Source organism: Shewanella sp. ULN5, from assembly GCF_030731885.1.
Lineage (GTDB): Bacteria > Pseudomonadota > Gammaproteobacteria > Enterobacterales > Shewanellaceae > Shewanella > Shewanella holmiensis.
Genome location: NZ_JAPJEE010000009.1, coordinates 73,299 through 96,447 on the forward strand (window position 1 = coordinate 73,299; position 23,149 = coordinate 96,447).

General features: G+C 42.3%; 19 protein-coding genes. 6 read left to right on the forward strand and 13 right to left on the reverse strand.

Features of this window, described 5'->3' with window-relative positions; all coding sequences use genetic code 11:
• Positions 1-42: 42 nt before the first annotated feature.
• Positions 43-1,155, reverse strand: a complete 1,113-nt coding sequence (locus ORI98_RS10560; RefSeq protein WP_306135184.1) for an endonuclease/exonuclease/phosphatase family protein — start codon at positions 1,153-1,155, stop codon at positions 43-45.
• Positions 1,156-1,372: 217 nt separating this feature from the next.
• Between ORI98_RS10560 and ORI98_RS10565 the strand changes: the two genes are divergently transcribed.
• The 3 genes from ORI98_RS10565 (at position 1,373) to ORI98_RS10575 (ending at position 4,007) form a co-directional block, all read left to right on the forward strand.
• Complete coding sequence (locus ORI98_RS10565) at positions 1,373-2,746, forward strand: DUF4397 domain-containing protein (protein ID WP_261299056.1); 1,374 nt, start codon at positions 1,373-1,375, stop codon at positions 2,744-2,746.
• Positions 2,747-2,829: 83 nt separating this feature from the next.
• Positions 2,830-3,396 (forward strand): CIA30 family protein, encoded by a 567-nt coding sequence (locus ORI98_RS10570; protein ID WP_306135185.1) that lies wholly within the window; start codon positions 2,830-2,832, stop codon positions 3,394-3,396.
• A gap of 14 nt (positions 3,397-3,410) precedes the next feature.
• The gene (locus tag ORI98_RS10575) at positions 3,411-4,007 is read left to right on the forward strand and encodes an HAD family hydrolase (RefSeq protein WP_306135186.1); all 597 of its coding nucleotides are present in this window, start codon (positions 3,411-3,413) and stop codon (positions 4,005-4,007) included.
• A gap of 67 nt (positions 4,008-4,074) precedes the next feature.
• On the opposite strand, the gene ORI98_RS10580 is transcribed toward ORI98_RS10575, so the two are convergent.
• Positions 4,075-4,746, reverse strand: a complete 672-nt coding sequence (locus tag ORI98_RS10580; RefSeq protein ID WP_306135187.1) for a nitroreductase family protein — start codon at positions 4,744-4,746, stop codon at positions 4,075-4,077.
• A gap of 154 nt (positions 4,747-4,900) precedes the next feature.
• On the opposite strand from ORI98_RS10580, the gene ORI98_RS10585 reads away from it, so the two are divergent.
• Together ORI98_RS10585 and ORI98_RS10595 are read left to right on the forward strand one after the other, a co-directional pair.
• Entirely contained in the window at positions 4,901-5,566 is a 666-nt protein-coding gene (locus tag ORI98_RS10585) for a nucleoside-diphosphate sugar epimerase (protein ID WP_306135188.1), read from the forward strand.
• Positions 5,567-5,922: 356 nt separating this feature from the next.
• Positions 5,923-6,099: a helix-turn-helix domain-containing protein gene (locus ORI98_RS10595; protein ID WP_188840795.1), complete on the forward strand. Its 177-nt coding sequence runs from the start codon at positions 5,923-5,925 to the stop codon at positions 6,097-6,099.
• A 102-nt stretch (positions 6,100-6,201) separates the two neighbouring features.
• On the opposite strand, the gene nqrF is transcribed toward ORI98_RS10595, so the two are convergent.
• The 9 genes from nqrF to ORI98_RS10640 form a co-directional block, all read right to left on the reverse strand.
• The gene (nqrF, locus tag ORI98_RS10600) at positions 6,202-7,419 is read right to left on the reverse strand and encodes an NADH:ubiquinone reductase (Na(+)-transporting) subunit F (protein WP_306135189.1); all 1,218 of its coding nucleotides are present in this window, start codon (positions 7,417-7,419) and stop codon (positions 6,202-6,204) included.
• Between the two features lie 65 nt (positions 7,420-7,484).
• Complete coding sequence (nqrE, locus tag ORI98_RS10605) at positions 7,485-8,093, reverse strand: NADH:ubiquinone reductase (Na(+)-transporting) subunit E (RefSeq protein WP_188840797.1); 609 nt, start codon at positions 8,091-8,093, stop codon at positions 7,485-7,487.
• Positions 8,094-8,095: 2 nt separating this feature from the next.
• Positions 8,096-8,716: an NADH:ubiquinone reductase (Na(+)-transporting) subunit D gene (locus ORI98_RS10610; RefSeq protein ID WP_261299050.1), complete on the reverse strand. Its 621-nt coding sequence runs from the start codon at positions 8,714-8,716 to the stop codon at positions 8,096-8,098.
• Positions 8,717-9,487, reverse strand: coding sequence for a Na(+)-translocating NADH-quinone reductase subunit C (locus ORI98_RS10615; protein WP_306135190.1), 771 nt, complete (start codon positions 9,485-9,487; stop codon positions 8,717-8,719).
• Positions 9,477-10,691 carry an NADH:ubiquinone reductase (Na(+)-transporting) subunit B gene (locus ORI98_RS10620; protein ID WP_261299048.1) on the reverse strand — a complete coding sequence of 405 codons (1,215 nt, stop codon included), beginning with the start codon at positions 10,689-10,691 and terminating at the stop codon, positions 9,477-9,479. The genes ORI98_RS10615 and ORI98_RS10620 overlap by 11 nt, the downstream gene beginning before the upstream one ends.
• Positions 10,691-12,067 carry a Na(+)-translocating NADH-quinone reductase subunit A gene (locus tag ORI98_RS10625; RefSeq protein WP_261299047.1) on the reverse strand — a complete coding sequence of 459 codons (1,377 nt, stop codon included), beginning with the start codon at positions 12,065-12,067 and terminating at the stop codon, positions 10,691-10,693. The genes ORI98_RS10620 and ORI98_RS10625 overlap by 1 nt, the downstream gene beginning before the upstream one ends.
• Positions 12,068-12,318: 251 nt before the next feature.
• The gene (gene cydC, locus ORI98_RS10630; RefSeq protein ID WP_306135191.1) at positions 12,319-14,019 is read right to left on the reverse strand and encodes a cysteine/glutathione ABC transporter ATP-binding protein/permease CydC; all 1,701 of its coding nucleotides are present in this window, start codon (positions 14,017-14,019) and stop codon (positions 12,319-12,321) included.
• A complete protein-coding gene (cydD, locus tag ORI98_RS10635; RefSeq protein WP_306135192.1) occupies positions 14,016-15,782 on the reverse strand; it encodes a cysteine/glutathione ABC transporter permease/ATP-binding protein CydD in 1,767 nt (588 codons plus the stop codon). Before cydD ends, cydC begins: the two co-directional genes overlap by 4 nt.
• A 183-nt stretch (positions 15,783-15,965) precedes the next feature.
• Positions 15,966-17,030, reverse strand: coding sequence for a DUF3626 domain-containing protein (locus ORI98_RS10640; protein WP_306135193.1), 1,065 nt, complete (start codon positions 17,028-17,030; stop codon positions 15,966-15,968).
• A 282-nt stretch (positions 17,031-17,312) separates the two neighbouring features.
• On the opposite strand from ORI98_RS10640, the gene ORI98_RS10645 reads away from it, so the two are divergent.
• Positions 17,313-18,845: a DEAD/DEAH box helicase gene (locus tag ORI98_RS10645; RefSeq protein WP_306135194.1), complete on the forward strand. Its 1,533-nt coding sequence runs from the start codon at positions 17,313-17,315 to the stop codon at positions 18,843-18,845.
• A gap of 146 nt (positions 18,846-18,991) precedes the next feature.
• Here ORI98_RS10645 and ORI98_RS10650 read toward each other — a convergent pair whose 3' ends face one another.
• The gene (locus ORI98_RS10650; protein ID WP_306135195.1) at positions 18,992-19,366 is read right to left on the reverse strand and encodes a hypothetical protein; all 375 of its coding nucleotides are present in this window, start codon (positions 19,364-19,366) and stop codon (positions 18,992-18,994) included.
• A 164-nt stretch (positions 19,367-19,530) separates the two neighbouring features.
• Positions 19,531-23,124 carry a S8 family serine peptidase gene (locus ORI98_RS10655; protein ID WP_306135196.1) on the reverse strand — a complete coding sequence of 1,198 codons (3,594 nt, stop codon included), beginning with the start codon at positions 23,122-23,124 and terminating at the stop codon, positions 19,531-19,533.
• Positions 23,125-23,149 lie beyond the last annotated feature (25 nt).

A 23,149-nucleotide genomic window follows, 5' to 3' on the forward strand; every position in this document is an offset into this window, starting at 1 on the left:
TGATAATGATGCGAGGTTAAATAAAGATATCGGCCAAAACGACTAACGTAAACTAAATGTCATCATAATAGGGGCATGATCTGTACTGTCACTGTCACGCTCAAAATCAGGTCGAACTAGATGTCGGTCAAAGGTTTGATAATGTTCGATGTGAGCTAAGTTTTTCAATTGTTTAGGGTCAAACTCACTTGAAACCAAAATATAATCTAACACCGACCCTTCACTTCCATAATAATGGGTTGCTTGTCTTGAGCTAACGATGGGGTTATCAGTAAAGCTTGTCGACTCATCTTCATCGGAAGCCAAACTGACATTACATTTGGTTGTCGCTTTATGTAACTCATAACTATCATAAAGACGACATTGATTTAATTCGGCAAATAATTGCTGCTCACTTAAACCCGCCAACTGTTTGTCTTCAATATCACTTCGATAAACCCGTAAATTTTGATGAAATGCTGCCAGTAAATCACTGTGTAATTTATCATTAAAATCGCCCATTAAAATGAATGGATGACCTTTCAAATGACGTCTAACTAGCATTTGATGGCACAACAATGTTGCTTCGTTTCCTCGTTGTAAACTGGATGCCCAACGCCCTAGTACTTGCCTTGCGATAAAATCAGCCGCACCTGAAGAGCCTGAATGGGCTAAATCCTCTTTATCAAAACCACTGCGTTTTGATTTTAAATGAATCACATAGCAATCACAGGGACCAAATAGGGGTAGGTCAATAGTCGCGCGCAAAGGTTGGCGGCTAAATTGAAACTGAGCTAGCCCTAACGCTTCACAAGCTGCGTCATCCACAGCCACATTGGCCATTTCAATGATAGGATAACGTGACGCTAATGCCACCACAGGATGACGATAAACATAATCACTTTCTACCTGTGGTTCATCCAATACTGCAAAATGCACGTAGCCTAATGGTCGCAATAACGCCTGCAACTCCTCGGGACTAAACACTTCTTGAAATCCAATGATGTCAGGTTGATTTTCCATCAAAAAATCACTGAGCCAGGCGCACTTTTTTTGCCATTGTTGCGCACTATAAATGTTTTCAAAATCGTAATAGGCATTCGGTGGCGCAATAAAATTAAATAAATTTATTGAGGCAACACGATATTGAATTGCGACAGCAGGAGAAGATGACAAATTAATTTAGTTCTGTTGTTCGATTATGACAAACATCATAGGCGCAAACCTTAAATGTCTCAATAACCTTAAAAACCAAAAACAATTAAATAAATTAAAATCAGTAGCTTATAATAAAAAGCAAATAAAATTCATTTATTTGTTAGTTTTTTGTGAACCACTAAAAATATCTTCCCGTATAAAAATTCGTCACATTACTCTACGAGGAATTACTCAAATGAAACGGATTTATCCCTTTGCGTTATGCGTATCAATGATTGGTTTAACCGCGTGTTCTGACGATGATGATGTTGTTCAACAAGTCACGCCGACACCTGCGCCAGTTGAACTTTCCCATGTGCGTGTCATTCACGCTGGTAGCGATGCTCCAATGGTTAATGTTATGGCCAATGGTGCAGAGCTACTTGCTGATGTTGACTACGCAATGTCCAGTGGGCTTCTTGAAGTCAATTCTGCTACCTTTGATATCGATGTCGATGCAATTTTAGCTGATGGTTCAACCGCTACCGTTTTGGAAGCACAGTTAATTGCTGAAGATAAAATGGAATATACCGCTGTCGCATTAGGCAATGTTGCTGATGAAAGCTTAATGCTAAAACTTGTAGAGAATCCAATGGCAGACATCGCCAGTGGCTATGCAAGGGTGCAGGTACTTCATGCCTCGCCAGCTGTTGGTTTAGTTGATGTTTATGTAACCGCTCCAGGTACTGATATTACCAGCATGTCAGCTACACTGTCAGCCGATTACATGGATGCTAGCCCACAACTTGAAGTGGCTGCAGGAGATTATCAAATCCGCATTACAGCAGCGGGCTTGAAAGATGTTGTATATGACTCAGGAACTGTTTCGTTAGCTGATATGCAAGACTACTTTATTAGTGCTATTCCAAATACTTGGTCTGGTATGTCACCTGTAGCACTTCATGTCGCATTACCTGAAGGTCAGGTGATCTTAAATGACGTTAGTAGCGGCGCTGATTTACGTGTTGTTCATGCGGTTGCAGATGCTCCTGCAGTAGATGTGTTCCTTGATGGCAGCACAACACCAGCAGTAAACATGTTGGCATTTGGCGAAATTGCTGGATATGTCAATGTGCCTGAAGGTGCGCACACAGTCACAGTGGCGGCAGATGCCGATAACACTGTGGTTGTTATTGATGAGGCCGCAGTCGATTTAACCCTAGGCATGAGCTACAGTGCATTAGCGGTAGGTTCATTATCAGACAACATGATTGAGCCGTTGGTATTAATGGATAACACTAGACGTGTTGCGACTGAAGCAAAACTGACAGTGACTCATGCAGCTTACTCTGCACCTGAAGTGGATATTTACCTCACCGCAACAGCAGACATCAGCGAAGCAAGCCCAGCTCTTGAAGACGTACCATTTAAAGCATCATCAGGCAGCATTAGTGTAGCACCAGGCACGTATACAATTAGTGTCACTGTTGCAAACACAAAAGATGTCGCTATTGGTCCATTAGAAGTCACTTTAGATGCTGCAGGCATATATGGTGTAGCCGCTGTAGACAATGTCGGTGGCGGTGCACCATTTAGTGTGATCCTTTTAGATGACTTCACCGTAATGTAGTTTGTTCATCCACTATTTTTCTCTGTGAAACCCTTTAGGCTTATCTTTAACCCAGATAAGCCTTTTTTTTAATGGGAATAACCATGATAAAATTTATCAGTGCGAGCTTTTTCTGTATCTTCAGCCACACAGCATTAGCGGCTAACTTATCGAATGAGGAAACCATGAAATTGAATTTTGCCAGTGACTTCGATTTACGTCATACCCAAATTAATAACGATACAGTGATGGGCGGCCTATCTTCAAGTCGAGTCAGTATCAATAATGATGCAGTTAACTTTACCGGCTTAGTGTCACTCGATAATAACGGTGGTTTCGCTTCAACTCAGTTTAATGTAATCAATAAAATCCATACCGCCACTCGCTGCAAATTGCTTGTTAAAGGCGATGGAAAGCGCTATCAGCTCCGATTAAAAACAGCAGCATTACAATTTGGCGAAGCATTTATTGCAGAATTTACTACACTGGAAGGTGAGTTCAGCGAACACATTTTTACTGTTGAAGATTTTCGTATTGGCTTTCGTGGACGCACCATTCAAAATGGTCCTGGGTTAGACTTTGCCAAAGTGGAAAAAGTGGGCATTTTAATCGCAGACAAACAACAAGGCAGTTTTAGTATTGATTTACATACTATCGCATTTGAAAAATAAGGTTAATTGACTCTATGATCCACGGTATTATTTTTGATCTAGACGGAACATTAGTAGAGTCCAGTTTAGACTTTGCCCTTATAAAGCAACAAATAGGCTGCCCTACCGATCAAGATTTATTAACCTTTATAGACCAACTCAATTGCCCCATTACTCAGCAACGAGCCAATGACATTGTGCTTGAGCATGAAAATAGAGATGCCAACACAGCAAAAGCTCTGACTGGTATGGTGGAGTTATTAAACTACATCAATCGTCAAAACTTACCCTGCGCAATTGTCACGCGTAACAGTAAAACCGCCAGTGAAGTGAAGTTAAAACAAAACAATATCAACATTGATATTGTACTCACCCGCGAGTGCTACCCCGCAAAACCTGCGCCTGATGCGTTAAACGCGATAGCAGATCAGTGGCAAATACATCCCAAAAACCTGATCTATGTCGGTGATTATTTATATGATATTCAAGCGGCAAATAATGCAGGGATGATTGCCTGCTTTATTAATCATGGTATTGATACCCACTATCAACACTTAGCGGATGTCATTGTAAAAAGCCTTGCTGAATTATTAACAATACTGAAAAAACACGGCATAAAAAAGGCGCTGTAACAGCGCCTTCATCAATCATTGTTAACATTAATAATCAAGACTAACGTTAAAATAATCTCAGCCCTGGTTAAATAAACTCACAAATATCATGCAGTGCTTTTTTATCTAATGCATGCACAGGTACTGTCGCATCATCAGCGGGGTAGCCAGCAATAATCAACATATAAGGACGCTCATTGTCATTATCTCGGCCACAGATTTTTGATAAAAAACTCATCGGTTTCGGAGTATGAGTTAAGGTGGCAAGGCCTGCATGATGCAGCGCTTGTATTAAAAAACCAGTAGCAATCCCCACAGACTCATGCACATAATAATTTGTTTTTTGCTCCCCCTCGTCTTCTTTACGTTTTTGGCTAAAAATAGCAATTAACCAAGGTGCATGTTCTAAGTAGGGCTTATTGGCATTGGTTCCTAAAGGTTTTAATGCGTTAAGCCATTCTTCACCCGCTCGCCCAGCATAAAAAGCCTGCTCTAAGGCTTCTGCTTGTTGACGAATTTGCGCTTTCACCTCAGGACTTTTAATCGCAACAAAATGCCATGGCTGATGGTTAGCACCATTCGGCGCGGTACCTGCTGCCAAAATGCACTGTTCAATAATAGCTTGCGGAACGGGCCTTTCTGAAAACTTTCGAATCGAATGTCGACGCTTTACTTGTTGATAATTTTCCTGCGCCCTAGCTAACATTTCATCTTGGGAATATTCAATAAAATCGTTTAGCGGAATATGTTCATTTGACATTGTCGGTCCTTGAAAAATGCGAAAGTTTAGCCAAAGAAATACTATGCCACAGATAAGTCATAAAAAGAAAACCGACTTGTATCAATCCATTGATTGCAACTAATTCATTAGCTAGATACAGTAAAGTAAGCGTGTTTTATAAGGATTTAACAAAATGATAGCTGCGATCATAGGCGCAACAGGGTTAGTGGGAAAGTCTTTATTAGAGTTGTTACTGGATAGCGAGCTTTATCAAAAAGTTTACGTGCTAGGGCGTTCTAAACCTAAGCTAGCAGCGCATCATTGGGGGGAAGAAAAACTGCATTATATTGCGTGCCAGTTAGATGAGCTGCATGAAATTGAACTACCCGAAACCATAGACCACGCTTTTTGCTGCTTAGGTACCACGATTAAACAAGCAGGAAGCCAACAAGCTTTTATTGAAGTTGATAAGTTAGGCGTACTGGCCTTTGCAAAGCTGGTGCATAAACAGCAACACGCCAAATTGGTTTTTCAAGTGATCAGTGCCTTAGACGCCAACCCTAGATCCAGTGTATTTTATAATCGAGTTAAAGGTGAAATGGAGCAACAACTTGCACAATTACAATTACCCCATGTACAGATTTTTCAACCAAGTTTATTGATAGGTCAACGAGAAGATAGCCGCCCGGCAGAGCAAATTGGCCAATGGCTATTCGCATTTACCGCATTATTTTTTATTGGACCTTTACTAAAATACAAACCTATTCATGGCTCTGACGTAGCTAAGGCCATGTTTGATTGTGCACAAAAAGAATTGCCTCCCCTAACCATTATTGATAATAAAAGCTTACATCAATAATGCATTTTTCAACCTTCTATCGCAGATTGTCTATACTACATAAACCACCAATCCCTGGGGCTGTAGATCTTTGCTGGTGGAATGTTGTTCGAGATAAAAACGAATTAATCGCGGCGAGTGGAGTGCAGCCTAGCAATCTAAGCACTCTTTGTTGGTAAAAAGTTCACTCAACAAAGCGCAATTCGTTTTAGCCGAATCCTTCGGACAGCGTTTGTTGGCTATTTTTACGGCGTTATTGGCTTATTATGTCGAATACACAGCAAAGCCTCTGCCTTGTATGAATGGCCAGCAATTCGCTGTAAAAACGACCTTGAAAGATCAATAGACCCGAGTAACATTTACTGCTGGAGAAAACAATGAGCGATAAATTATTAACCCTTGAAGAAGTGTGTAAAATTTTAGATAAAAGCCCAGCTACAATTAAGCGTTATGCCAGAGAAAACTTATTGTCCAGCCACCAAGATGGTGATGAATTGACCTTCCCCGAAGGTGAAGTCATGCGTTACTTAGATTTTTCTAAACGCTTGGGGTAATACTAGTGGGAAATCCCCCCCCCTGAACACGTATGTAGCCACTTGATTCAAAGATAAAAAGGGAAAGCTCTGCTTTCCCTTTTTTATACCGCTTAACAGGCCCTAGTCACCAAAGTCATCTAGTAGAATATTTTCTGACTCGACACCTAGGCTTTCCAATAACCCAATAACCGATGAGTTCATGATTGGAGGGCCACACATATAAAACTCACAGTCCTCTGGTGACTTATGGTTTTTAAGGTAGTTTTCAAATAACACATTATGAATAAAACCCGTGTAACCAGTCCAATTATCTTCTGGTAAGGGATCTGACAGCGCAACGTGCCATTCAAAATTATCATTTTCAGCCGCTAGCATATCAAAATCTTCTTGATAGAAAATTTCACGTTTTGAACGTGCACCGTACCAGAAAGTCATTTTACGCTTGGTTTTAACCCGTTTTAGCTGATTAAAAATGTGTGAACGCATGGGGGCCATCCCCGCACCGCCACCAACAAATACCATTTCAGCATCGGTTTCTTTGACAAAAAACTCACCAAATGGACCTGAAATAATCACCTTATCGCCGGCTTTTAAATTAAAGATATATGATGACATTTTGCCTGGTGGTAAATCATCAGATGGCGGCGTAGCAATACGCACATTCAACATAATCCGGCCTTTTTCATCCGGATAATTCGCCATTGAATAAGCACGTAATACGTCTTCATCTACCTTTGAAACAAGCTTAAATAAATCGTATTTTTCCCAGTCATCACGGTACTCAGCTGGAATATCAAAATCAGCATAGCGAACTTCATGCGCTGGCGCTTCAATTTGAATATAGCCACCCGCTTTAAAGAGCACCTCTTCACCCTCAGGTACTTTTAGCAATAATTCTTTAATGAAAGTCGCTTGGTTATTATTCGAGATAACCTCACACTCCCACTTTTTCACCCCAAAGACTTCTTCGTCGATTTCCAGCTCCATGTCGCTACGCACAGCAACCTGACAAGCAAGGCGACAACCTTCTTTCGCTTCTTTTTTGGTAATATGTTCAAGCTCTGTGGCAAGAATATCACCGCCACCCGATTTCACTGTGACACGGCACTGTCCACAAGTACCACCGCCGCCACAGGCAGAAGGAATAAAGATATTATTACCGGCTAATGCGCCCAGCAATTTATCACCCGCGGGGGTGCGTACAGCCTTTGACGCATCATCATTAATACCGATGGTCACCGCACCCGTGTTCACTAATTTACTTTTGGCGATTAAAATCACCATCACTAGCAGGCTTACTACTATGGTAAACATGCCAATACCAATTGCCATTTCCATTAAATGCACCTTCTCATAAATCTGTCATTTTGCTGTAAGGAATTCATATGCTGTTTCCCAATGCTTTACAGCGTAATGCCAGCGAAAGACATAAAACCTAATGCCATCAAACCTGTGGTAATAAAGGTAATACCAATACCTTGCAGGCCTTCTGGAATTGCGTTGAACTTCATACGTTCACGTAGTCCCGCCAATAATACAATTGCCACAGCCCAACCCACAGCACTGCCCGCCGCAAATACGGTTGATTCTGCTAAGTTGTAATCACGGTTAGCCATAAAGATAACCCCAGCAAAAATCGCACAGTTAACCGTCAATAGAGGTAAGAAAATACCTAGGCTCTGGTACAAAGTCGGGATGTATCTTTCTAAGAACATCTCTAAAATTTGCACCAATGCGGCAATTACGCCAATGAAGGTAATTAACTGCAAGTAGCTGATATCAAGATCTGCCATGCCAGCCCATGCCAGTGCGCCTGGTGCCAGCACATTGACATAAATTAGCTGGTTGATAGGCACAGCTAACATCATTACCACGATCACTGCGATACCGAGACCAAAAGAGGTAGACACCTTTTTTGATACCGCTAAAAACGTACACATACCCAAGAAAAATGACAGCGCCATGTTGTCTATAAAAGCGGCTTGGATAAAGAGATTAATATAGTGTTCCATGCTTATCCTCGCTTACGCTGAACAACGTTAATGGCCCAAATCATCACACCAATCAAGAAGAAAGCGCTCGGTGGTAAAGTGAACATTTCGTTAGGTAAATACCAACCATCATTTGCGACTGTGGTAAATATTTCGTGACCAAATAACGAGCCTCGGCCTAACAGCTCACGTACAAAGGCAACGCCTAGTAAAATCACGCCATAGCCCATCGCATTTCCTACGGCATCAACTAATGCAAGATGCGGTGGGTATTTCATTGCAAACGCTTCAGCACGCCCCATGATGATGCAGTTAGTAATGATCAGACTAACAAAAACAGATAACTGTTTAGATAGCTCATACGCCACATCTTGTAGCACCATATCCACGATAATAACCAAGGAGGCGATCACCGTCATTTGCGCGATAATACGCACACTGTTTGGAATGAAATTGCGAATGGTTGAAATAATCAGATTAGAAAATACCAACACAAATGTTACCGCAAGGGTCATCACTAATGCGGTTTGCATTGAGTTACTGACCGCAAGAGCTGAACACACACCCAACACCTGCATAGCAACAGGGTTATTCGCAAAAATTGGCGAAGTTAGTATGTCTTTTGTAGAAGTTGACCGACTCATTTACTTCACCTCCGTTTTGGCAAATGTGTGTAAAAAGTTTTGATAACCTTCAACACCAAACCAGAACTCAACCGCTTTTTGAATACCGACACCTGTTCTAGTGGCACCTGAAACGCCATCTACACCGTGTACATCACCCGCTTTAGCGCCGCCTTTAACCACTTTGATGGCTATCTTGCCTTTTTCATCAAAAAGTTTCTTTCCTTGCCACAATGCATTCCATTCTGGGTCAGTCACAAAATCAGCGATACCTGGGGTTTCACCATGTTCATAAAACACAATATTCTTAATGGTGTTTAAATCAGGCTCTACCGCTAAGTAGCCATAAATCATTGACCACAAACCTTTACCGTAGATAGGCATAACAATACTGGTTAGCTCACCCTGGTCATCAAACACTTCAAAAATACGTACCTGATCAGCACGGCTTTTAATTTTGGCAGTGTCTTTTTTCGGTTTGCGTGAAGTTTCAGGATTAATTGCCGCCATGCGACCATCAAAGTCTAAAATGTTCTCATGTTCGATAAACTGCCCGCTTTCTAAATCCACAAGTTTAGGTTGTACTCGGCTAGTAAATAATTCACGAAAATCACTTGAATTACTTTCAACACCCGCCGCTTTTAACACAAACTGTTGTACTTCATCGCGCTTTTTAACCAGTTTTCTTTCTTTCAAAATTTCGGCCGTGCCAGTAATCATGAAAGAACACACTAAACTCAGGCTGATAATGAAAACCATGGTTCCCATTACCGAATCTTTTTTAAAGGCCATGGCGTTTTAGTCTCCGCTTGATATTGGCTCTCGCCACCAGATAATCGAATAACGGTGCCCATAAGTTGGCAAATAAAATGGCTAACATAATACCTTCAGGCAGCTTCACGTTAAGCACTCGAATCAATACCGTCATAAAGCCAATTAATGCACCATAGGCGTATTTAGCGTTACGAGTGTAGGAAGCGGTTACAGGATCGGTTGCCATGAACATCATACCCATCGCAAAACCACCTGTGACCAAATGCCAGGTCCAAGGCATGGTTGCCATCGCATTTTTAGCTGGGCCAAATAAATTGAACAAAATCGCCGTGGCTATCATGCCTAACAACACACCCGCTACCACGCGCCAATCCGCCACGCGGGTCATCAGTAAAATACCGCCACCGATTAAAATAGCTAACGTGCTGGTTTCACCAATTGAACCGACGGTAAAACCAAAAAAGTTATCCCACCATAATGGGTCACTCAATGCTCCTATCCAGCTTACATCGGCAAAACTGATTTTATTCGCCGCAGCCAAGCCTAAGGTGGTTGCTCCAGAATAACCGTCTACCGCAACAAACTGACTTATCGCTGCCACTTCTGTTGGGTATGCAAAATAGATAAATGCATATCCGGCTAAAGCAGGGTTTAAGAAGTTATATCCCATACCGCCAAACATTTCTTTGGCGACAATAACGCCAAAAGTAATGCCTAATGCCATGATCCACAAAGGAGTCGACACAGGTAAAATCAGCGAAAATAATAACGCGGTAATAAAGAAGCCTTCATGTAACTCCTGACCACGCATTCTGGAAAATATCACTTCCCAAAATAAGTTAACCAGTAAGGCGGTAAGGTAAAATGGTACGTAAAAACTAGCACCGTATGCGAATAAGCTTAATACCCCCGATTCAGACGTTAAGCCTGAAAACAGCATATTAAAAATCGCTAAATGCCATGATGCCGGAGCGGTTGCGCCTTCGATAATCGCAAGTTGAGCCTGCAAACCAATGTTGTACATACCAAAGAAAACAGCAGGTAATAAACACATACCCACAATATGCATAGTACGTTTTACATCAATCGCATCTCTTACATGAACCTGTCCTTTGGTGCTACGACCATGGGCAATCCATAACGAACGCAAATATTTACGCATCGAATCGCCGTGTTCATAATACTTGTCTTGGGCTGACGGTTTTTTAATTGGCTTACTCATTAACCTTCCCTCTCGATAATATCTAGGCAAGCACGTAATTCTTTACCAAAATCATACTTTCCAGGGCAAACAAAAGTACATAACGCGAGATCTTCCTCATCTAATTCCAGTGCACCTAACAGCTGAGCTTCATCGGTATCACGAACCACAAGGTCACGAATAAGTAAGGTTGGTAAAATATCTAACGGCATCACCCGTGCTAACTGACCAAACGCCATCATAGCCCGGGCAGAACCACCAGCATGGGTGGTGAAATCAAATAATTTTTTAGTGCGGCTAAAGCCCGACATCATAATGCCAGTTAGGCTGAACTTATTTTTATCTTTGCGCACCCAAGGTAACAACTCGTGTTTGTCATCTTCAGACAGCACACAAATTTGATTATGGAAACGTCCTAAATAATCATAAACACCAGATGCGGTGTGGCCGTTTAGCACACTACCAGACACGACTCTAGAGTGGATATCTTTGATTTTAGCTGTCACGATAGGCGTTAGTTGCGCGCCTAATTGAGTACGAATTAAACGCGGTTCAAGCACGTTAGGGCCAGAAAAAGCCACCACGCGATCGGTATATAACTCACCGGTTAAAAATAATTTGCCGTAGGCAATGACATCTTGGTAACCCAAATGCCAAACAGGACGTTCAACGCTAGCTGGTAATAAGAAATGGATATGCGTACCGACTAATCCCGCTGGGTGGACGCCATTAAACTGATGAACAGATACCTGCTTTAACTTGGCTGCAGCTTCAGTACTGAGCAAGGAGGTCTGGTCGTCCTGGCACAGAAAAACCTGACCTTCAGTTAAATAACTCAGCACTTGCAACCCTGCTTCAAACGCCTGAGTTTGCTCAGCAATAATAACGCGAGGATTTGCCGCGAGTGGATTTGTGTCGATTGCGGTGACAAATATGCCCGCTGGCTGGCTGTCTAACTGAGGCACTCGTGAAAATGGACGAGTACGTAATGCTGTCCATAAGCCACTGTCGACTAAATTATCAACCACTTGCTGACGAGACAGTTGGCTTAAGTCATCATAGCGAGTAAAGCTTTTAGCTTGCTGCACTGGGTCGCATTCAATCACTACAGCTTGCAACACACGCTTTTCACCGCGTTGTATCGCGCTAACTTTGCCGCTAGCTGGCGCTGTAAATTTGATCCCAGGGGTTTTCTTATCTTCAAAAAGCGCTTGCCCTTTGATGACATGATCACCTTCCTCAACCAACATGGTAGGTTTGAGGCCTACATATTCTTCACCTAATAAAGCTACGGTCGTGGCTTTTTCACCGTCAAACACTTGCTGAATAGGTTCGCCAGCAATAGGCACATCCAAGCCGCGTTTAATGGTTATTATTTGGTTTGAAACACCTGCCATTAGTATCACCATCAAGAAAAATTCGATGAGTAATTTTAAATCTTTGTTAATGCTAATGTACGAACCCAGATCACACTAACGAGGTATTGTGTAATTTTAAAACATGATAATTGGAGACTATTGTGAAGCAGATCACTTGTGGGGCTAAAGAATACAAAAAAATGTCATTTTTACTACAAAAACAATATTCACCTCGACAGGTAAAATACTATCGCCTAAACCCCAAGATTAAAGGCTTAGGCGATTCATTCTTAACACGGTAAATGAAAGCGCTGTAACTTCCCATCAATAAGCTGATAACAGGCATCCATTTGATTGAGTGCTGTGGTTCGGTGGCTTATCATCAATACGGTTTTATGTTCGGCAAACGCAAATAAAGTGGATAGAATTTCCCGTTCAGTGCGCTTATCTAAACCTTCGGTAGGCTCATCAAGCAGTAATAATGGCGCATCACGAAGCAGTGCTCTTGCCACGCCAATACGGCGTTGTTCACCGCCGGATAACTGCCTGCCCCCCTCACCCATCCACATGTTTAATGGCTTATCTCCAATTAACAAATGACCTAAGCCAACTTGTGACAGCACCTGTTTCAATTGGTCATCGTGTGCAGAACGTTTTTCATTAGCGATATAAGGTAATGCCAAAACTAAATTGTCCCGCAAAGTACCACTAAAGAGGTGCACTCTTTGGCTGACTACCGACATTGCCGCACGAAGATTCGCTTCACTGTAATCGGCAATTGGCTGACCATCTAAAAGTATGGCGCCTGAATTTGATTGCCATTCACGAGTGATCATATTCAACAAACTGGATTTACCGCAGCCTGTTTTACCTAAAATAGCCACTTTCTCTCCAGCGGCTAAAGTAAGATTGACCCCTTGTAATATTGGCTGATTTTGTTGGTAACCAAAATGCAAATTGCTGATATCTAATGACCCTGTTTGGGCAATAAGATGCTGCCCTGTCACAAACTGCACCGCAGGAGCCTGCTCAGTCAATGCACTAACGCGCTGGGCTGCTAATACGGTACTTGATAAATGTTGGAACGCTCCAGCGACTGGCATCATCATTTCTAAGCAAGCCATAGTGGCAAACACCACCATAGCAAACAGGGGCCCTGGAGGTACGGCACTACCAACACCTTTGGCGGCAACATATAACATCAACAAAACCGCAAAACCATTGGTGAGAATTAAGATGGTCTGGCTTAATCCGGTAATTTTCGCCATGGTCAATTGACTGCTAAAAAAGCGATGTTGCTGTTGATAAATTCGGCCTAAGTAGCTTTGATTTGCTGCAAATAAACTTAACTCTGCCTGCCCTTGGATCACATCAAGCAGCTGCACTCTAAGCTTTTGCTTTGTTTCAATTAACGCCTGACCTGGCGCTTTACCTAATCGATAAAAAATCGTCGGCAATACCAGCAAAACCAGCAGTAAAAAACCACACAGGGTTAACGCTAAACTTGGGTCAAACCAGGCAATAAATACGTATAACGCCGCTATCATTAATAATGATGCACTCATTGGGATCAGCAAGCGTAGATACAGATGGTCTAAGGTATCGATATCGGCGACTAATCGATTCAATAAATCACCTTTTCTGAGCCCCTGTAAGTTGGCGGCACTAAGAGGTAATAACTTTTGCCACGCCCATACGCGTAATTCAGTTAATAACTTAAATGTTGCCTCATGGGTGGCTAAACGCTCACCATATCGACTTGCTGTGCGCGCTATTGATAGAAAACGCACGCCACCTGCTGGGGTGAAAAAATTAAACGATTGTGCCGTCAGTACCGTTAAACCAGCAACCGCTGTCGCAGATAAAAACCACCCAGATAAGGATAACAATCCGACCCCAGCCAATAGGGTGATAAAGCTAAGCAACAAGCCCGTTACCATCATTAACCACTGGCGACGGAACAGTTTTAGAAAAGGAAGCAAGACCTTCATACGTTGGCCTCCTGTTGCTGCAACTGATAGAACTTACCCTGTGTAGCCATTAATGAGGTGTAATTCCCCTGCTCAATCAACACCCCTTTATCAAGCACGATAATGTTATCAAACCCCGTTAATTCTTCGAGTTTATGGGTCACCATAATGGCAGTGTTATCGGTAATGGCTTGCGATAGCGAAACCATCACGGCCTCGGCACTTTGTTCATCTAAACTGGCTGTCGGTTCATCTAATATAAAGACACTAGCTTGTTGGCTTAACGCTCTGGCCAGCGCAATACGTTGAGCTTGACCGACTGACACCCCGGATGATTGATCGCTAATCATCGAGTGCAAGCCTTGAGGATGTTGCTTTACAAAATCGGCAACTTGCGCTTTTTCAAGTAAGTTCATGATCGAGGACTCACACATATCAGGCCGTCCTAAAGCGACATTTTCGGCAATAGTGCCATGAAATAGCTGTGGATCCTGACCAAGCCAAGCAAGATGCTTACGCCAATGCGCCATGCTGATAGCGTTAAATGGTTGACCATTAATCAGCAATTCGCCCTTGTAGGGTAAAAAACCCAACAGTGCCTGTAACAGACTGGTTTTACCTGCACCGCTAGCCCCAACAACTGCAACATGCTGCCCAGCCTTAATACTAAATGACAAGGGTCCTAGCAAACACTGACCATCTAAACTCATTACATGTAAATTATTGGCCACTATGTCGACGTTATTAAGATCAATCATCTCATTGCCGGATTGAGCCGCGGTATGGGTTAGCGGGTAATCAAGTAATTCCACTAATGACTCTGCCGCACCAATAGCTTGTGCTTTAGCATGGTAGTGGGTGCCTAAATCTCTCAGCGGCTGGTAAAATTCGGGAGCTAAAATCAACACGAACATACCGGTAAATAAACTAATTCCTAAGCCATAATGGCCAAAATCTAAATGGTCTAGATAACTGAAACCAAAATAAACTGCTAGTACGGCAATGGATAACGCGGCAAAAAACTCTAATACGGCTGAGCTTAAAAAAGCTAAACGTAAAACCGACATAGTGCGACTTCTAAAATCTTCTGATGCTTGATGAATTTGGGTTACTTCCGCTTCGCCACGATGAAATAACTTGATGGTACTTATCCCTTGTAAGCGATCCATAAAGTGACCACTTAAACGGCTTAATGCGGTAAAGTTTTTACGGTTGGCATCCGCAGCGCCCATTCCCACTAAAATCATAAACATTGGGATTAACGGCGCCGTGCCTAATAACACTAAACCCGCAGCCCAATTTAACGGAAATACCACCACTAAAATACACAGAGGGATGAATGCAGCTAACATCATTTGCGGCACATACTTACTGTAAAAATCATGTAAATCTTCAACTTGTTCAAGCACAATGCTGGCCCAGGCACCTGCAGGTTTACCTTTAATAAAAGCGGGGCCTAATGCAACTAACTTATTTAGCACGGCTTGTCTTATATCTTGTCGTAATCGCTTACCCGCCTCAAAGCTAAATCGTTCTCGCCCATAAGCTAAACCGGCTCGAATAATTAGCAAGGTAGCTAAGCCGATAAAATAAGGCATTAATTGATTAACGGGTAGCTCGGCCATAATCACGCCCTGTAAAATTTGGGCTATGCAATAGGCTTGAGCAATGATGGCTGCACCGTTAAGTAAACCACATAGGATGGCGAGCTTAAGATAAATACCACATGCAAATTGCTGAGACTTAAGCCATTTAGCTAATGACTTTTCTAACGACTTATCCATGAAACTCCAACAACATTTCTTGATGCCAAACCATAAAAGGGGCAATAGATGACATCAATGAAAACAGATTATTAACAAGAGAAAGTAGCGTGTTAGCAAGCAGTATCGCAGTAGTAGCCTATCTAATACAGTTGAGCAATTAATAATGTTAACTGCCGCACAGTTTATGATAAGTACCCTTAATCAATCTAAGGGGATTGCACCGTATTTTACCAATACATGCCATAGCAATTTTAAATCTTGGATTTTTTTAGCATGACTGGAGCGCTCGCTCCAACTGGTAGGCTGTTTGCATAAGGCATAAGCCGCCTCACCAATTATCGCAGCATTGATAAGCTGTTCTTGCGCCACAGCATGTGCCACATTCGGCATGTTTGCGCCACGAAAATCACTCGGCACGGCATCAAGCGATAATTCATACCCCCCATGCCAAGCTAATTGGATATCATACTCATCGCATAAAGCTTGTAACGATTCACCAACTTGAGTTTGTTTAAAACTGGGATCTGCCACTAGCATATCAATATCATCATCTAACGATACTTCACCATGAATTTGAGCTTCAATATAATGGTCAAGGTTACAGCTAGGCTGTCGCTTGAAGCGACCTTCTAAAGAGTCAGCTAATTCAGTCACTAAATGATCGATCAATAAGCTTGGTTTCAACCCTGTGATCCCCAAAGCATAATGGCGCTCAAAGCTTTCACTTAATAACGCCGCCAGCACGGCGTCAAAACAATTAATAGTACCTTTCTCTTTAGGTAGACGATAAGAATCCATATAGCTAAAAGTACAACGAGACAATATTTGTGGGCGGGTGACAAAATAGCAACTGCCAAAGCGAGGCGCTGGGCCCAATGCACATAACCCTAAATCTAAAGCGCCATATTTAGGGCGATGTTTAATTCCTGAATAACATTGGCCAAAAAGCTGGTTTTCCCAATGGTCTCGTGGGCCGCCTAACTCTGGTGAAAGTTGGCCGTTGGAAATATGTGTCTCAAACTGACTTTTGTAGTGGCCATCTTTAATCAAGCCATCAACCACTTTTAAGCCGCGACTGTCTAATCTATCAGGGTGAAAATGCAATGCCACGCGCCCATACTGCGTTAATTGCCGCATGGCCACTTGTAAGGTTTGGGTAGAAATATTAGACATTAACAGCACATTTTTAATTAGCGCATGGGCAGGATCGCGAAGTCCTAAGGCGATCTTTTCAATATGTGTGAGTGCCGCTAATTTTGAAGTCATTGATGCCTTAATAAAAAATAAGATTAAAATAAACGTGAAATAAACCACAGTGAATGCACAATAATCAAAAATCACATCACAGCAAATAGGTTTTAAAATGCACCAAGTAATTCATTGTATGCAATATTGCGCCATTTCGCACTGATGATTAACACTTTTTCACCCTCTACTTCAATGTGTTTTGATAGCACTAGTAGGGCTTTTCAGGTAAGATGCACGCCCGCCGATATTGGCCACCTTTAATATATTTAACAGCTTAGGTTGTTAATTGAGATGTAATCTATGAGTTTTGAAAACCTAGGACTAAGTGCTGCAATTTTAAAAGCAGTTGCCAAACAAGGTTACGACACCCCATCCCCTATTCAAGCCCAAGCCATTCCAGCAGTGTTAAAGCGTCAAGACGTTATGGCTGCAGCTCAAACTGGCACAGGTAAAACCGCGGGATTTACACTACCAATCCTCGAATTATTATCTCAAGGTACTCCAGCTAAACGCGGGTATGTGCGTACTTTAGTATTAACACCCACCCGTGAACTTGCGGCGCAAGTACAAGAAAGTGTAGCAACTTACGGTAAACATTTACCGCTTAAGTCGGCCGTGGTATTCGGCGGCGTTTCTATTCAGCCTCAGCTTGCTGCATTAAAAAACGGTGTGGATATTCTGGTTGCCACGCCTGGCCGCTTATTGGATTTATACCAACAGCGTGCAATTAACTTTGATCACCTTGAGATCTTAGTACTTGATGAAGCCGATCGCATGTTAGATATGGGCTTTATTCGTGACATTCGTAAAATTTTGTCTTTTTTACCGGCGAAGAGACAAAACTTGATGTTTTCAGCGACATTTTCGGATGACATCCGCGAATTAGCCAAAGGTCTGGTAAACAACCCAGTTGAAATATCGGTCACGCCAAGAAACAGCACAGCCAACAGTGTTGAGCAAAGCATTTATGCTATAGATAAAACCCGTAAATCAGCGGCATTAATCGAACTGATTAAGATCAATGATTGGCATCAGGTATTGGTGTTTTCTCGCACCAAACATGGCGCTAATCGTTTAGCCAAAAGTTTAGAAACTGCAGGCATTTCAGCCGTTGCGATCCACGGTAATAAAAGTCAAACAGCACGTACTAAAGCGTTAGCTGATTTTAAACGTGGCGCGGCACAAGTGATGGTTGCCACCGATATCGCAGCGCGCGGTATTGATATTGACCAACTACCGTTTGTAGTTAACTTCGATCTGCCTCAAGTGCCTGAAGACTATGTACACCGTATTGGCCGTACTGGTCGTGCTGGAGCATCAGGTCAGGCGGTTTCGTTAGTCAGCGAAGAAGAAGGCAAATTATTACGTGAAATTGAAAAACTGATTAAACGTCAAATTTCCCGTAATGTTTTACCAGGTTTTGAAGTCAACTTTAATCTTGCTGACACCCAACTAACTAGTGGCGCAGCTAAAAAGTCGACTGGTCGTTCAACGAATTCACGCACAAAAAGCTCTGCCTCTGGACAGGATAATAAAATCCACCAAAGAAGAAGCAATAATGGTGAGCAAAAAAGCCAGGGGAGTCATTCAACCTCTGAAAGTGCTGCAACAAACAATCGTCCTCCAAGACGCCAAAAACCATTGGTAGATTTAGGACCTAAGTTTGCTAACAGAGCGCAAACACCCAAATCAAGTGAGCCAGCAACTGATAATAAAGCGAGTAAAACAAGAAGCCCGAAGCCACAAAAAGCGCAAACTGGTGAAGCTGTGACTTCAAAGCAAAAAGTTGATCCTTATGCTAATGCAAGATTAAAGCTAAAGTCGAAAGAGTAAGCTAAGTTAGTTGATGCATTGAATCGCAAAAAATGAATTAAAAATGGAGGCTCTAGGCCTCCATTTTGTGATCAAGCATTATTATTTTTACTCGCTTAACCGCCTAAAATGACCTTTATGCGTGAACTGACGGATAAACCTCAAACCTATTTATCGCTATGAGCTGAGATGGTCACTCGTTCTTGATTAGATAAACGTATTTCAACGCCATCAACTGTGGTTATTTTTCTCAGTTGAATATCTTTTTTACGCACTTGATATTGGGTCGACATGGCCTCAATCGGCGAGCTAATTTGCACCGTCACAATACGATTGTCGTCGTACCAATTCCATCCCCACAATGCTGCCGTAGCCAACATAGAGAACGCAATTACCCCATATATAACCACTTTGTTAAATAGAGGATGTCGTGCCTCACTGGCAATAACTTGCTGTGTTTTACTGGGAGGTTTCCTGCCGCGACGTAAATAAAATAACGCCCCAATAATCACCAATAGTGTTACTAAAATTTTGGTTAGCACAAACAACTCCTTCTTATAAGAAGTCCTATTGTACATAAAAATCATCACAATACTGTGACCGCTACAGACATAAAAAAAGGCCGACAATCCTGTCAGCCTAAAACAACCAAGCCTCGCTAAACACTTAATCGTTGATGGAACTTATAATTATATTAGGTAATTGCTTATTTAAAACGTACTGCACCACGCTGACGTACCGCTGCAGCAAGCATGATGAGTAACCATCCTATCCCCATAGCTCCGCCACCACTGCTATTATCTGGGGCAACAACGGGAGGTAGCACTACTGGCGCAGCTGCGACCGTTAATGTAAATGTACTTGATACCGAGTATTCAGCATCGCTAGCTGTAACAACCACTTCAAACGTACCCGCTTGGGTTAAGGTGCCTGCTAACGTCATGCCATCAATGCTTAATGTATCTAAGCCAGACACGCTATAAGTCAAAGCGTCATTTTCGGCATCAGCAAATACACCCGTTAAATCAGCACTGAAAGCAACGCTGCCTGCTTCAGTTAGCTGAGTTTCAACATCGATAAGTGGATTAGCGACTGTTGGAGCGGTATTAACAGGTACTTCAACTGGTGCTAAGCCCTCAACTTTAATCAATGTGCCACCGACATTTCGCACAAGATTTGTGGTTGTCCCAAGCTCAAATAGCCCGTAATACACCTCACCTTCTTCTAAAGGCAACAATGTTTGGCTTGCATCAAAATAGCCATTAACCTTCAGAGTCACATCAAAAGCTTCATCTTGTGCAACACTGGTTGGCGCTTCGATATCAAAGCTAGCTTGGCTGCTATAATTCACATGAGTCAAACGTACTGTGACATCATCGGCCTCATTTTCCACCGTGCCACGATAGTTATGCGCTAATATCCAATAGTTACCAGAAACAGGTGTTTCAATAATACATTTTTCTGCCGAATCTTCTTCGCCACTAGCACAAACTAATGAGTAAAACATTTCATAAGCGTTTGCTTTACCGTCGTTATCTTCATCAATCCCCACATACAAATCCATATCTGGTGACGTTGAGTCGGTAATTTCAACCACTAATCGTTTGGTATAAGGCTTAACAACCGTTGTGGTGGTAAATAACACATCTTGATTAGTAGCAGGACTGTTACGTTCTGCATCATTAGAAGCACCAATCGCCGTACCGCTATAGCTTTGTGACTTGAATAAACCAAAGCCTCTTGCTTGAAGTTGGTTACTGCCTGAAGTAACAACGTCATTAATTACAATGGTATTATCAAGGTTATTTAATTTCGCTGACACGCTATCAACAATTTGTCCCGCTTTGAAGCCAATGGTCGCCTGTAAGTGGCTATCACTCATGCTGCTGTCAGCATTTTTCAAGTTAATATAACCATGCACCCATTCGTCAACTAGGTTAACGTTTGCAGTCGCTTTAATGGTTAACTCGATAGATTCGCCAGCATTTAATGAAAATTGAGATGGGGTGACTTGAAAACTGAAGCCCTCATTTAAATACTCATAATCCGCAGTCCAACTACTGCCTTTGGTTGCTGTGACAGTTCTTGTCCAACTACAATTTGAAATACACTCATTATTGACCATCGAAGAGGTATTTAAGTCGCCAGGATTGCCCCCCATAGAAGGGTCAGCGGCAAGGTATTCTTCTTTAGTGATATCCAGTAACAAGCCAGCTTTTAGCGCATCATTAATACGTAAGCTACCCGCACCTTGAATGAAGAAGTCTGAACGTTCTTTTACGCCATCAAAATCATCATCCTGATAAGTCATTCTTTGTGCGGTAGACATCATCGCTGACTGGGCCTGTGCTGGCGACCACTCAGGGTGTGATGCTGCAATCAAAGCTAAGGCACCAGCCACATGTGGGCTAGCCATAGAAGTACCAGAAAAGTTCACATATTTAATATGGCCAACCTGACCGGTAAACACGCGATCTTCTGCATTGGCTGCGTAAATATTTACACCTGGTGCGGCGATATCTGGCGAGAATACATTCGGATACGGTAGATTAGGCCCGCGCGAGGTAAATGACCCAGCAATATCGCCAAGTTCATCATCGGTACCAGCGACACTTGCTTCTATTGTCGCTTGATGCCCGCTACCACTGGCTAGCCAGTCAGTCAGTGCTTTGCCGTCAATATCATTCAAATGAATAGCTGGAATGACGTGGTTATCATTATTTACTGTATCAGCCTCCCCTTCCAAGTTAATCAAAATCATGCCACCCGCACCAGCATCTCTGACAATAATACCCTTACGAACACGTGCGTTCAGGCCACGCTCACACACAACAATTTGATCTGCTGTGAAGGTGTTTTCAGCAAAAGGCTCAGTACACATAGCGTTGGCTTCGTCATAATCTTTAGCCTGAACCAGGTTACCTGTAAAGCCTTTGGTTATGCTGCGCCCCGTAAGCGCAGCTAAAGTGGTTTCACCACCTGTAAAACTAATGCTCTTTTCATCGAAGCTAAGATTATGGCTATAAGCAGCAACAGTTGTCACCCATGGCGTATTGCCTGGCGCACCAATTGTACTTGCTGTTGGGCCAGCATTACCTGCCGCAGTGGCGACATGAATACCTGCTGCACGAGCATTAAGAAATGCCTCAGCGCTAACAGACGTCCAAGGATCTGCTGCCGCACCACCTACAGAGTAGTTAAGCACTTGAACATTATTAGCAATAGCATGCTCCAGAGCTTGAATAGTAAACTCGGGGTAACATGAACCACTATCATCACAAACCTGATACGAAACTATGTTTGCGTGAGGCGCTACACCACTAATAGCATCAAACTCAAAAGCACTTTCTTCAGAAATAATCGTGCCGTCTTCTTCTTCAACTTCTAGATAATAATTGGCGTTTTTAACAACATTACCCGCTGTAGTAGAAGCTACGTGAGAACCATGCCCGTGGAAGTCATAACCCACTTTTGCTTTATCCGCTAGGTCATCATAACTTGGGTCATCTAGGTTATCTGCAACACTTGCACGATAATCAACAAGTTCTGGATAACTTATAATACCAATCAACTTGTTATTACAGAATTTAGGGTATTGAACACAGTCACCATAATATTGGTTTTCGCCTAATGGGTTAGTATGCTCGTAACCATCGTCACCAATCGCTTTAAATGATGGGTGAAGGGCGTTGATGCCGGTATCCATAATACCCACAACCACGTTTTCACCTTTAGTGCCAGGAATGTCATTTACACCAGCCCACACTTTTTTGGCTCCAATAAACTCAGGGCCTGTAGACGTATGAATATAATGTAATCCTACGGGTTCAACACTTAATACATCCGCATCTTTTAAAATGCTGTTGGCTTCCGTTTCACTTAGCTTTACCGCTAAGGCGTTAGCAACGATTTGGTATTGCTGGGTAGGCTTAAGTGTACGATTAATTTTACGGCTTAATCTTTGAGTAATTTGACTTTGTTTACGTTCAAGATAACGTTTATAAGTAACGCTAGCTTGGGAATTGATATTTAACACACCTGTGGTGGTTTTATTGGCTTGATTAGCATTAATACTGGTTGCTGAATAGCCTGTAATCGAACCATCGTAGCTTGCTAATGCGCTGTCTTTAAAACGGACAAAATACATGCCGTCATTACGAACTTTATTGGCTCTTTCTAGTTTTAGTTTTTCTTGGCCAGGATTAATGGTGTTAAGTGGCTTACCCGAATCAGCATAACTTGAAAATGCTAACACTGTACTCACTGCACTAAGAACCAAATATTTACGACTATTTTTCATTTGATTACCTATCTATTGCTATACA